Source organism: Novosphingobium sp. TK71, assembly GCF_055361505.1.
On the sequence record NZ_CM143962.1, the window covers coordinates 2,671,534 to 2,682,500 of the forward strand.

Below are 10,967 nucleotides of genomic sequence, written 5' to 3' on the forward strand. Positions count from 1 at the left end.
CGTCCCCCCATGCCCTTCCTTCTTCCCCTCATGCTGATGCAGTCCACTCTCGATGCGGGCGGCATTTCCAGCCCTTACGCCTCGGCGCTCCCGCGCGAAATCGTCGAGAAGAAGGAAGATCAGGAGCGCAAGCGACGCTCCGAATCCGCCCAGTTCTCCGGCCCGCTCCCGCTGCGGGCGGAGAACGGCTGCCTGCTCGCGGTGGAGGCCGATCCCGAACGATCCGCTGATATCGCCCGCAAGGCGCTTTCCAGCGCGCAAGGCCGCGAACGCGTGCGCGCCGGACTCTGCCTCGGCGTTGCGCTTGCCGACCTCAACCGCTGGGACGAAGCGCGCGCCGCCTTCACCCAGGCCCGCGACATCGCCGATCCCGGCGATCATCTCAGCCGTGCGCGGCTGGGCGCGATGGCAGGCAATGCCGCGCTGGCGGACGGCAAGGCCGGAGAAGCGCTCATGCTGCTCGGCCCGGCAGCCGCCGAGGCGAAGACCGCCAATGACGGCTCGCTCGGCGGTTCGATCGCGCTGGACCGGGCCCGCGCGCTGGTTTCGGTCGGCCAGAACGACGAAGCCGCTGCCGCCCTCACCGACGCGCGCACCGCCGATCCCGACAACGCGCAGGCCTGGCTGCTTTCCGCCACGCTTTCGCGCCGCCAGAACAAGCTGATCGAAGCCCAGACCCAGATCGAGAAAGCCGCGCAGCTTGCCCCGCAAGACCCCGAGATCGGCCTTGAAGCCGGTGTCGTCGCCGTCATGGCGGGTCGCGACGAAGCCGCGCGCCGTAGCTGGAACTCGGTGCTCACCATGAGCCCCGAAAGCCCTTACGCCGCCACCGCCAAGGAATACCTCAGCCAGCTGGGGCCAGAAGGAACATCAAAGCCATGATCCCGCTTTCCGTCCTCGATCTCGTCTCCGTGCGCGAAGGCGGCACTGTCGCCGAAGCGCTCGCCATTTCCGCCCGCACCGCGCAGGCTGCCGAAAAGGCCGGCTATGCGCGCTACTGGGTGGCGGAACACCACGGGATGGACGGGATCGCGGGCGGCGCCACTTCGGTCGTGCTCGCGCATATCGGCGCGGCGACATCGACGATTCGCATCGGTGCGGGCGGCATCATGCTGCCCAACCACACCCCCTATGTGATCGCCGAGCAGTTCGGCACGCTGGCGGCGCTGTTCCCCGGCCGCGTGGACCTGGGCCTCGGCCGGGCAGCGGGTGCGGACGGCCGCCTTGCCAATGCCCTGCGCAAGGACATCCACGGCGCGTCGGAACGCTTTCCCCAGGACGTGGTGGAGCTTCAGGCCCGTTTCGCCGGACAGGCGGTGGGCGGGGTCTCCTCGCCGCAGGCGGACGGGGCGGACGTTGAGATGTGGCTCCTCGGCTCCAGCCTGTTCGGTGCCCAGCTCGCTGCCATACTCGGCCTGCCCTACGCCTTCGCCTCGCACTTTGCCCCCGCCATGCTCGACGAGGCGGCGCGCATCTACCGCGAGCGGTTCCAGCCCGGCAAGGTTCTGGACAAGCCTCACTTCATGGCCGCCATCAACGTGGTTGCCGCGGACAGCGACGAGGAAGCCCGCTACCTCGCCTCCTCCACCGACCAGAGCTTCGTCGCGCTGCGCACGGGAACGCCGGGACGCCTGCCCCCGCCGATCCGCAACTATCGCGAAGGCCTGCCCGGCCCGGCCAAGGCCATGCTCGAACAGGTCCGCTCGGTCAGCGCCATCGGCACGCCGGCGCGGGTTCGGGATGAGATCCACGCCTTCATCGAGCGCACCGGCGCCGACGAACTGATCGTGTCCGGCGCGATCTTCGACCCCGATGCGCAGATCCGGTCCCTGGAACTGACGATGGACGCTTTCGAGACGGCCGGAGCGTAATCACCTTGCGGAATATCCGGGGGTAATCTCCCGGATATTCGCCGCGACCTTCCGGAATGCGCGCACGCCGCCCGGGCGGTGTGGTTATCCGTTTTCCTTCAGGCGCTCCAGCCAGGCCTGCGCCTGCTTCGGCTCTCCCACCGCGTCTGCCCGGACCGGGCCGCGCGCGGCGAGGAATTCCTGATGGAGCGCGAAGCACTCCATGTCGAGCTGTTCGCGAAGATCGTCGATCTCGTCTGCCAGCTCATTGAGCGCATCGACCATCGGCGCCGCCTTGGCGCGGGCCTGCTTGTCCTTGTTGTGGTCGAACAGGCCCCATTGCCCCGCGGCGGTGACACGCAGCGCATCGACGAGCGCGGCGCGATATTCGATTTCGAGATCGGCACGGCGGTTGTCCATGCGTTCGAGGCGGTCTGCTTTGGCCATGGCTATGCTCCTAGGCTTCCATGGCGGAAGGTCAACGCATCACCACAGGATACCCTGCTTGTCGGGCGTGATCGGCGCCGGCGCTTCCTCGCCTATCGACTGGAGAAGGTCGATCTCGATGGTGCGGCACATGGCGTTCAGCGGCAGATCGTGCACGGTATTGGCGAAAGGATCGACCAGGTCGTCGCCGATGGCCAACACCGCAAGGAACATGATTCCCGCAATCGTCGAGCCGAGCGGCGTGGCCACGCCCAGCGTCTCGACCAGTCCGATCGGCAGCAGGATGCAGAACATGTGCGTGAAGACGATCGGGAAGAATCGGTACTGATAGGGCAGCGGCGTGTTCTTCAGCCGCTCCATCCCGCCCTGCGCATTGGCGATATCGACCAGCACGGCTTCCATCTGCGCCTGCTGGATCGTGTCGATCCAGCCCTTCTGCCGTGCTTCATCGATTCGGCGGCCAGTCTCGTCGAGAATGCCGTTTGCGGTATTGGCCCGTTCCAGCGAGGCATCGGCATCCCCGCGCGAAAGCATGCGCAGCACTTCCGCATCGGGCTTGATGCGGCGAAGCTGGCAGCGCAGCGCGTTGACGTAGGCAATCTGGCGCAGGACGATGCGGCGCTTCAGTTCGGCCGCGTCCGGATCGGGCATGAAGTTGCGCGCGGCGCGCGCGATGTTGCGGCTCGCATTGATCATCAGCCCCCACAACCCGCGACCTTCCCACCATCGCTGGTAAGCCGAATTGCTCCGGAAGCCGAGGAACAGCGCCAGCGCCGAACCGAACAGCGTCACCGGCAGCTCGGGCGCATGGAACGGCAGCACGAAGTAGGTCACCGTGACGATGACGTCCCAGACGAACAGCAATGTCAGCGGTTTCCAGATCTCGCGGAATATCTGGACGGGTTGCAGCGAAGGTGTGACGATCATCGCTTGGCGGAATCCCCTCCTTGGGCCGAGGCATGTGAAAGCGCGACCGAGGTTCCCGAAACCGGCCTCAGGGTGAACCAGTCAGCCCTGTCGATCGCCACGAGAAATCCGAGCACGCCCAGCCCGAACAGCAATAGCAGAAAATTCCCGATGAGCGATTGGCGAAGGCGAGCCCGCTCGGCGTCAGTCATATGGCGCATGGTGAATCTCCTTTTCCAGTCACCGCGAGAGGTAAACTGGGGAAGGATGATTTCGATTGCATCGACCATTCGTGACAATGTTTTGCTGCAACGCAGCAGACACGATGTGCGGTGCAGCAGAAACGGCGAGCCGTAAATCTGCGCGAAAAATGTTCTGAAACGGAAGGGAAATCCTTTGCCGCGCGGTACCCCCGGCGGCGCATCGCCCCGTCAGAAGGGGAGCGAAGCCTTGGCGAGAATGAGCGCGAGTGCGCATCCGCACACAAGAATACCGCGCAGAGCGCCCGCCTGCGTGAGGTTCGAAGCCTTCAGGCCCTGGGGCCGAAGACCATGAGCGCTGAGCGCAAGTGCGACGATACGTGCCATGAACGCCGTCATGGCCCGTGAGGCGTTGCAAATCGGTTAAATCGGGTGGTTTTCGTGCCGGTAACTTCTTTCTACCGGCACGTGGGACTCCGTCCGGCCCTGAGCCGGACGGAACACCCGGTCAGCGGGAAGGCATCTGCTGGCTGGAGCAGTGGAACGACCCGCCGCCCGCCAGCACGGCGTCCGCCATGACTCCCACGGTATCGCGGTCCGGGAACAACGCAGCAATCGCGGCGACGCCCTCGTCGTCGTGCTCGGTACCATAGACCGGCACGACCACCAGCTTCGAGGTGATCGCGAAGTTCATGTAGCTGGCCGGTTCGATCCGCCCGTCACTTTCGACGCGTCCCGGCGAAGGAACCTCGCGCACCGTCACGCCCATTGCCTCGGCGCGGGCCTTGGCATCGGCGTAGATCCAGGCATTCGGGTCGTTCGGTCCCGTCGCACGCGGCAGGGCCAGGACATTCGGCGCCACGAACCGGGCGAGATTGTCGACATGGCCGTCAGTGTGGTCGTTGATCAGACCATCGCCCAGCCACAGCACCCGGTCATAGCCCAGATCGCGCTTCAGGCGCATTTCCAGATCGGCACGGGTGAGGTGCGGATTGCGATTGGGGTTGAGCAGGCACTGCTCTGTCGTGGCGACAAGCCCGGTGCCATCACCGTCGAGCGCGCCGCCCTCCAGGATCCAGTCCGACGTCTCGACCTCCAGCCCGGCATCGCGAGCCAGTTCGGCGCCGATCTCCTGGTCGCCGTCCATCAGGTACTTGCCGCCCCAGCCATTGAAGCCGAAGCGCATCGCCTTGAGCGCCCGGTTTCCGTCGGCCACGACCAGCGGCCCGGTATCGCGCAGCCAGACGTCGCCATAACGGCGCACTTCCAGCGAAACTTTCGACGAGACCAGCGAAGCCGCCCGCGCACGGTTGGCCTCGTCACGCACGACAAGGCGTACTTCCTGTCCCGATTCGGCGACGGCAGAGGCGAATTCGGCCATCTGCACTTGCGCGGCTTCGAGGAAACCCGGCCATTCGACGGGATCGTGCGGAAATCCGATCCAGATCCAGTCCTGCGGATGCCATTCAGGGGGAAGGGCGAACGTCACGGGGCAACCTCCTTCAGCCGCGGCGCAAGGCTTGTGCCGCGGGAACGGCCGAGCCGATAGAAGAGCGCCGGCCCTGGGGCAATCCCGCAATCATCGGGCCGAAGAGCATGCTGCAATGATCGTCTGATGCTTGCCCTTGGCGACAGTGGCAGGCAGGAAGCCGGGATGGATGCCGAAATGCAAGCAGACTGGGCCGGCGCGATCGCCCGCGCCCGCGCCCACGCCCCCTATCTGTCCAGCGCGCTAGGCCGCCTGCCCGCCCTGACCGAACTGCTCGCTGCGGGACAAGGCGAGGCCGCGCTCGACTGGGCGCGTGCCGCCGGTGAAGGCGCTCCCAGCGTCGGTGCGGCGCTGAGGCGCGAAAAGCAGGCCATGGCTCTTGCCCTCGCGATCGGCGACCTTGCCGGGGCCTTCCCCCTGCTCACGGTGACGGGCGAACTGTCCGCCCTGGCCGACCGCGCCCTCGACGCCGCCATTGCCGAGGGCATCCGCCGCCGCGTGCCCGATGCCGAGCCTGCGGGCTTCCTTGCCCTGGCGCTCGGCAAGCATGGTGCCCGCGAACTCAACTACAGCTCTGACATCGATCCGATCCTGCTGTTCGATCCGCAGCTCCTCCCCCGCCGTGACCGCGACGAGCCCGGTGAAGCCGCCCAGCGCGTGGCCCGCGCCGTGGTCGAAACGCTCGCCGGGGTAACCGAGGAAGGCTACGTCTTCCGAACCGACTTGCGATTGCGCCCGGCGTCCGAAGTCAGCCCGCTGGCGATCTCGATAAATGGCGCCCTCACTCACTACGAATCCTCCGCCCTCGCCTGGGAGCGCGCAGCCTTCATTCGCGCCCGCGCCTGCTCGGGCGACATTGCGGCGGGCGAGGCATTCCTTGCCGCGATCCGCTCGTTTGTCTGGCGCAAGAGCCTCGACTTCGGCGCCATTGCCGAAATCGGCCGCCTTACCGCGCAGATCCGCGCCAATACCCGCGGAAGCGTCACTGTCGGTCCCGGCTTCGATCTCAAGAAAGGGCGCGGCGGCATTCGCGAGGTCGAATTCTACGCCCAGACTCACCAGCTCATCCACGGCGGCCGCAACCCCGCGCTGCGCCTGCGCGGCACCCGCGCCACGCTGGACGCACTGGCCGAAGCCGGGCTCGTCCCGCCCGAGGATGCGCGTCTGCTTGGCGAAAGCTACGATCGGCTCCGCACCGTCGAGCACCGCCTGCAGATGATGCAGGACCAGCAGACCCATTCCCTGCCGACCAGGCCCGAACTGCTGGACGAAGTCGCCCGTCTGGACGGCCTGCCGGACGGCGCCGCCCTGATTGCCGAGCTGACCGAAATCACCGAAGCCGTCGGCGAGCGTTACGATGCGCTGGTCATGGCCAATATGCCCAGCGGGCCTGCAATCGCGATTGCCACGCCTCCGCAGGAAGACCTGCGCGACGAACTGATGCATCTGGGGTTTGCCGATCCCGACGCCATGGTCGTCCGGATCGAAGGCTGGCTTTCGGGCCGGATGCGGGCCCTGCGCAGCGACGCGGCACGGCTTGCCTTCGAAGCGATTCGCCCGAACCTGCTTGCCGCCCTGGCCGCGGCACCCGAGCCGGAGCGCGCCATGGCGCGCTGGGAACAGCTCCTCAACAACCTGCCCACGGCGATCAACCTGTTCCGCCTGCTCGAGGCACGCCCGGCCCTGATCGAGCGGCTGGCGCGAATCCTCAGCCTCGCTCCCCCGCTCGCCGATTCGCTTGCCCGGCGTGCTGACCTGCTTGACCCCCTGATCGACGCAAGCGCCTTCGACCTGCCCGGCACCCTGCCCGAACTGATCGCCGAATTCTCTCGCTTCGAACCGGGCGACGATTACGAACGCAAGCTCAATACGGTCCGTCGCAAGGTCGGGGATCGCCGCTTTGCCCTGGGCGTGCAACTGATCGAAGGCGTGAACGACCCGCTGGACATCGGCCATGCCCTCGGCCGGATCGCAGAGGCCGCGCTCGTGGTTCTGACCGACGCGGCGGTAACGGAATTCCGGGACGTTCATGGCAGCGTGCCCGGTAGCGAAGTCGTTGTACTGGGCCTTGGCCGAATGGGCGGCGGCGTGCTCACACACGCCTCCGACCTCGATCTGATCTATCTTTTCACCGGCGATTTCTCGCAGGAATCGGATGGGCGGCGGCCGCTCGGCGCCACGCTCTACTACAACCGCCTGTCCCAGCGGGTGACGGCCGCGCTCTCCGTGCAAACCGCCGAAGGCGCGCTTTACGAAGTGGACACAAGGCTGCGTCCCTCCGGCGAGCAGGGCCCGCCCGCCGCCAGCCTCGACAGTTTCGCCCGCTACCAGCAGGAGCAGGCATGGACCTGGGAGCACATGGCACTCTGCCGCGCCCGTCCGCTCCGCGGCTCGCGCGAAGCTCGCGGCAAACTGGGCACGATCATCCGCGATGTGCTCACCGCTCCCCGCGATCCGGCCCGGCTGCGCACCGACGTACTGGAGATGCGCACCCGCATGGCCGGCCACAAGCCGCCGAAAGGCCCGCTCGACGTCAAGCTGATGCGCGGCGGGCTGGTGGACCTCGAATTCCTTGTCCACTTCACCCAGTTGCGCAGCGGGGAAGGTCTCGATGCCGACCTGGGCGAGGCGGTCCGCCTGCTGGCTGCGCAAGGGCTGCTTCCGGCAAGCCTCGAGCCTGCGCATGACGTGCTGACGCGCCTGCTTGTCGCCGCCCGCCTGCTCGCGCCCGATTCGCTGAAACCTGTGGATGCCGCCTGCATGGCGCTGGTGCGCGCATGTGGCTATGGCGACTGGCAAGACCTCGAGAACAGCCTGGCCCGGGCCCGCGCGCAAGTTGCCGCGGCCTGGCAACAGGCCTTCGACGAAACACTGGAGACCACCCCATGAACACTCGTGCCCCCGGACACTTCGGCATCGGCGACGCATTCCCCGATATCGCGCTCGAAACGCCGGAAGGCGGCACCGTGAAAGTCTCGGACTTCGCGGGCAGGAAACTGGTCGTGTTCTTTTATCCGAAGGACAGCACTCCCGGCTGCACCACGGAAAACATCGATTTCTCGGCCCTGAAGGACCAGTTCGATGCGGCCGGAACCGCACTCCTCGGGGTGAGCAAGGACTCCGCCAAAAGGCACCAGAACTTCATAGCCAAGCACGATCTCAAGGCGCCGCTCGCCACTGACGCCGAGGAAAACGGGCTCTCCGACGCGCTCGGCATCTGGACCGAAAAGCAGAACTACGGCCGCACTTACATGGGCATGGTCCGCACCACCTACCTGATCGGCGCCGACGGCAAGATCGCCCGCGTGTGGGACAAGGTGAAGGTCAAGGATCACGCACAGCAGGTACTGGAGGCCGCGAAGGCGCTCTGATGACCGGTTCCGTTGCGGCAGCCATCCGCGAAGCGCTGCTCGAATGTAATCCCTGGGCCAAGGCCATGGCCACGCGCAAGGTCGCGCGCGACTGGCGGCTCGGGAAACTCTCCTTCGCGTTCGACGTGGAAATGCCCGACCTGCCCGGACGGCCCGACGCGCCCGAACTGCTGCCCCCGAACCGCATGCCCAAACGCGGCAAGGGCGGGTCCGAGCGCGGCCGGATCGCCCTGTGGCATGCGCTGGCCCATATCGAATTCGTCGCGATCGACCTTGCACTGGACATGGCAGGGCGCTTCGGCGGGGAGATGGACGAGGGGTTCGTAAGCGATTTCCTGTCGGTCGCGGCGGACGAGGCGATGCATTTCGCCCTGCTCGATCGCCATCTGCGAACACTCGGCAGCCGTTACGGCGCGCTGCCCGCCCACGATGGCCTCTGGGAAGCAGCGCATGGAACCCGTCACGACGTGGCTGCCCGCCTCGCAGTGGTTCCGATGGTGCTGGAAGCGCGCGGTCTCGATGTGACCCCGGCCACTCTCGAACGCGTCCGGGCTAACGGCGACGAACGCGGCGCGCGCATCCTCGAGCGAATCCTTGACGACGAAATCCGGCACGTCCGGTTCGGCGCAATTCATTTCGCCGAGGTCGCCAAACGGTTGGACGAGGACCGGGACAGCCTCTGGAAATCCTTGGTTTCCCGCCACTTTGGAGGGGCCGTTAAGCCACCGTTCAACGACTCGGCGCGTCTCGCTGCCGGTTTATCGCGGGATCTATATGCCGGACTTGCCTGATCTAATCCGTTCGGCATAACTCCAATTCGCGAGACGGCGGGGGGTTCCGACCATCTCCAAAACTTAGGGTTTGCGCGGCGTACCTTCGGTTCGCCTGCTTAGAACAAGCGTCGTGGCTTCGCAGCACGCGGCGGATAACAAGGTATTGCGAGTGGTCGTAACGAAATTCTTCGCCAAGTTCCGCGCAGTGACCGGTGCCGTCGCCGTCGCAGGTTCCCTAGTCGCCGCTCACCCGGCGATGGCCAACAGCAGCGCTGCCGCTGCCGATATCTCCGCCCCGCTTCGTGCCTCGCAGGCCGCGAACCAGTCGGCCGGCGGCGGTGAGGACGAGCAGTTCCGCAACCTTTTCAGCTCCTGGCAGAACTTCGAGGAAACCGGCCTCGCTTCCGCCAAGGCCAAGCCCGCCATTCCTGGCGCGGCCAAGCTCAGCGCAGTCTCGATCCCTTCGCGTACTCCGCTTGAAGGCCTCAAGCTGACCAGCAGCTTCGGCATGCGCAACCACCCGATCCTCGGCGGCCGCCGCGCCCACAAGGGCATCGATCTCGGCGCCCCGATCGGCACTCCCATTTACGCTACGGCTGATGGCGTCGTCGGCAAGGCAGCCTGGTTCGGCGGTTACGGCCTGTTCGTTTCGCTCGAACACGGCGGAGACCTCGAAACCCGTTACGGTCACATGTCGCGCCTCAACGTTGCCGAAGGCCAGATGGTCCACAAGGGCGACGTGATCGGCTTCGTCGGCACCACCGGCAACTCTACCGGCCCGCACCTGCATTACGAAGTCCGCGTTGACGGCGAAGCGGTCAATCCGATCCCCTACATGCAGGGCGATCGCATGGCTGCCGCCGAAACCGACACCCAGGGCGGCTGAGGCAAAAGTTCCAGGTCGGCCAGGGACCGCGCAAAGACGGACCGGCCATCAAAGATTTGGAGAGGAGGGAAGAGGCGGTCGCAAGGCCGCCTTTTCTTATGGGCGCGCGAGCATCAGCTATTCGCGGCCCAGCCTGAAACAGGCCGTTGCAAGCGGCGCTCCCGGAACAGGGCTCCGTGTACGATAGATTGCAGAGTTCCGGTCCCTCAAGGGCTGCCCTTCGGCCAGAGCCTGTGCTGAGCCGGGGTCGACGATCGTTACATATAGATCGCTCAGATCGGCCCCGCCGAAGCGGACGTTGGTGCAGGCCTTTCCTGGCAATGCAAGGCGCCGGACTTCGCTTCCATCCGGACGGAGGCAGCGAAGCTCACCCGAAGCAAAGCCGGTGATCCAGAGATTGCCTTCTGCATCCAGTGCCATCCCGTCGCAATCCGGCATGTCCAGAAACGTGATCGGTTCGCCCAGGCTCCCGCCCTTTTCGATCGGGAAAGCCCTGACGGCCGCAAAACTCTCGTTGAAATAGAGAAAAGAGCCATCGGCGCTGACACTCAGGCCGTTCGCAAACGCCAGCCCGCCACGTACTTGAGAGAGCACGCACTCGCTCGAAAGGTGCTGGATGGATGAAGGTGCCGGTCGCCTGCCGGCGAGGATCGCGGCAAGATCGATCGTGCCGAAATATATGCCGCCAGCCCCATCCGAGCGGATCTCGTTCACACCGGCCAGTCCATCGACGAGATTGCCGAAGGCATGCGTTGCAGGGTGAACCCATTGGATACCCCCGCCACCACTCACCAGCAGGCTGCCATCCTCGTTCAACAACAGCCCGCCGACCATGGAGCGCTCGGGCAGTAAGATCCGGTCCCCTCCAACCTTCCGCACACCGCCTTCCACGACGTCGGTAAACCAGACATCCTCGCCGTCAACGAGGAGGGCTTCGAGATAGAATCCCGTAGCGAGGCATTCGAACTCGATCCCGGCTCCCAAGCGACTTCCTTTCCCAAAGCGCATCATGGCGACGCGTTTCGAGATTGATCATATCGGAGTT

Annotated in this window: 12 protein-coding genes; 6 read left to right on the plus strand and 6 right to left on the minus strand. The window is 65.8% G+C overall.

All coding sequences use genetic code 11. From position 1 onward, the window contains the following. The first annotated feature begins 9 nt into the window (after positions 1–9). Both ACXJ16_RS12465 and ACXJ16_RS12470 read left to right on the plus strand, forming a co-directional pair. Positions 10–882 carry a tetratricopeptide repeat protein gene (locus ACXJ16_RS12465; RefSeq protein ID WP_185998282.1) on the plus strand — a complete coding sequence of 291 codons (873 nt, stop codon included), beginning with the start codon at positions 10–12 and terminating at the stop codon, positions 880–882. Further along, positions 879–1,871 carry an LLM class flavin-dependent oxidoreductase gene (locus ACXJ16_RS12470; protein ID WP_463920770.1) on the plus strand — a complete coding sequence of 331 codons (993 nt, stop codon included), beginning with the start codon at positions 879–881 and terminating at the stop codon, positions 1,869–1,871. Before ACXJ16_RS12465 ends, ACXJ16_RS12470 begins: the two co-directional genes overlap by 4 nt. Before the next feature lie 84 nt (positions 1,872–1,955). On the opposite strand, the gene ACXJ16_RS12475 is transcribed toward ACXJ16_RS12470, so the two are convergent. The 5 genes from ACXJ16_RS12475 to ACXJ16_RS12495 all read right to left on the minus strand — a co-directional run bounded on the left by ACXJ16_RS12475 (position 1,956) and on the right by ACXJ16_RS12495 (position 4,892). Beyond that, positions 1,956–2,297 (minus strand): hypothetical protein, encoded by a 342-nt coding sequence (locus ACXJ16_RS12475; RefSeq protein ID WP_463920771.1) that lies wholly within the window; start codon positions 2,295–2,297, stop codon positions 1,956–1,958. Positions 2,298–2,336: 39 nt separating this feature from the next. Beyond that, positions 2,337–3,224, minus strand: a complete 888-nt coding sequence (locus ACXJ16_RS12480; protein WP_054441151.1) for a bestrophin family protein — start codon at positions 3,222–3,224, stop codon at positions 2,337–2,339. Continuing rightward, positions 3,221–3,424: a hypothetical protein gene (locus tag ACXJ16_RS12485; RefSeq protein ID WP_243692675.1), complete on the minus strand. Its 204-nt coding sequence runs from the start codon at positions 3,422–3,424 to the stop codon at positions 3,221–3,223. The genes ACXJ16_RS12480 and ACXJ16_RS12485 overlap by 4 nt, the downstream gene beginning before the upstream one ends. Before the next feature lie 210 nt (positions 3,425–3,634). After that, the gene (locus tag ACXJ16_RS12490) at positions 3,635–3,790 is read right to left on the minus strand and encodes a hypothetical protein (protein ID WP_156336816.1); all 156 of its coding nucleotides are present in this window, start codon (positions 3,788–3,790) and stop codon (positions 3,635–3,637) included. Positions 3,791–3,911: 121 nt separating this feature from the next. Further along, complete coding sequence (locus ACXJ16_RS12495) at positions 3,912–4,892, minus strand: agmatine deiminase family protein (protein ID WP_463920772.1); 981 nt, start codon at positions 4,890–4,892, stop codon at positions 3,912–3,914. Positions 4,893–5,069: 177 nt separating this feature from the next. On the opposite strand from ACXJ16_RS12495, the gene ACXJ16_RS12500 reads away from it, so the two are divergent. From ACXJ16_RS12500 to ACXJ16_RS12515, 4 genes are all read left to right on the plus strand, one after another. After that, positions 5,070–7,781, plus strand: coding sequence for a bifunctional [glutamine synthetase] adenylyltransferase/[glutamine synthetase]-adenylyl-L-tyrosine phosphorylase (locus ACXJ16_RS12500; protein ID WP_463921793.1), 2,712 nt, complete (start codon positions 5,070–5,072; stop codon positions 7,779–7,781). After that, entirely contained in the window at positions 7,778–8,263 is a 486-nt protein-coding gene (locus tag ACXJ16_RS12505; RefSeq protein ID WP_324697595.1) for a peroxiredoxin, read from the plus strand. Before ACXJ16_RS12500 ends, ACXJ16_RS12505 begins: the two co-directional genes overlap by 4 nt. Continuing rightward, positions 8,263–9,054 carry a ferritin-like domain-containing protein gene (locus ACXJ16_RS12510; RefSeq protein WP_454796456.1) on the plus strand — a complete coding sequence of 264 codons (792 nt, stop codon included), beginning with the start codon at positions 8,263–8,265 and terminating at the stop codon, positions 9,052–9,054. Before ACXJ16_RS12505 ends, ACXJ16_RS12510 begins: the two co-directional genes overlap by 1 nt. 112 nt (positions 9,055–9,166) lie before the next feature. Next, positions 9,167–9,922 (plus strand): M23 family metallopeptidase, encoded by a 756-nt coding sequence (locus ACXJ16_RS12515; RefSeq protein ID WP_463920773.1) that lies wholly within the window; start codon positions 9,167–9,169, stop codon positions 9,920–9,922. A 117-nt stretch (positions 9,923–10,039) separates the two neighbouring features. Here the strand turns inward: ACXJ16_RS12515 and ACXJ16_RS12520 are convergent, their stop codons facing one another. Continuing rightward, complete coding sequence (locus ACXJ16_RS12520; protein ID WP_463920774.1) at positions 10,040–10,906, minus strand: SMP-30/gluconolactonase/LRE family protein; 867 nt, start codon at positions 10,904–10,906, stop codon at positions 10,040–10,042. Positions 10,907–10,967: the final 61 nt, after the last annotated feature.

Coding starts and splice junctions, on each gene's coding strand:
- ACXJ16_RS12465 (WP_185998282.1), top strand. CDS start 10: ATGCCCTTCCTTCTTCCCCTCATGCTGATGCAGTCCACTCTCGATGCG.
- ACXJ16_RS12470 (WP_463920770.1), top strand. CDS start 879: ATGATCCCGCTTTCCGTCCTCGATCTCGTCTCCGTGCGCGAAGGCGGC.
- ACXJ16_RS12475 (WP_463920771.1), bottom strand. CDS start 2,297: ATGGCCAAAGCAGACCGCCTCGAACGCATGGACAACCGCCGTGCCGAT.
- ACXJ16_RS12480 (WP_054441151.1), bottom strand. CDS start 3,224: ATGATCGTCACACCTTCGCTGCAACCCGTCCAGATATTCCGCGAGATC.
- ACXJ16_RS12485 (WP_243692675.1), bottom strand. CDS start 3,424: ATGCGCCATATGACTGACGCCGAGCGGGCTCGCCTTCGCCAATCGCTC.
- ACXJ16_RS12490 (WP_156336816.1), bottom strand. CDS start 3,790: ATGGCACGTATCGTCGCACTTGCGCTCAGCGCTCATGGTCTTCGGCCC.
- ACXJ16_RS12500 (WP_463921793.1), top strand. CDS start 5,070: ATGCAAGCAGACTGGGCCGGCGCGATCGCCCGCGCCCGCGCCCACGCC.
- ACXJ16_RS12505 (WP_324697595.1), top strand. CDS start 7,778: ATGAACACTCGTGCCCCCGGACACTTCGGCATCGGCGACGCATTCCCC.
- ACXJ16_RS12510 (WP_454796456.1), top strand. CDS start 8,263: ATGACCGGTTCCGTTGCGGCAGCCATCCGCGAAGCGCTGCTCGAATGT.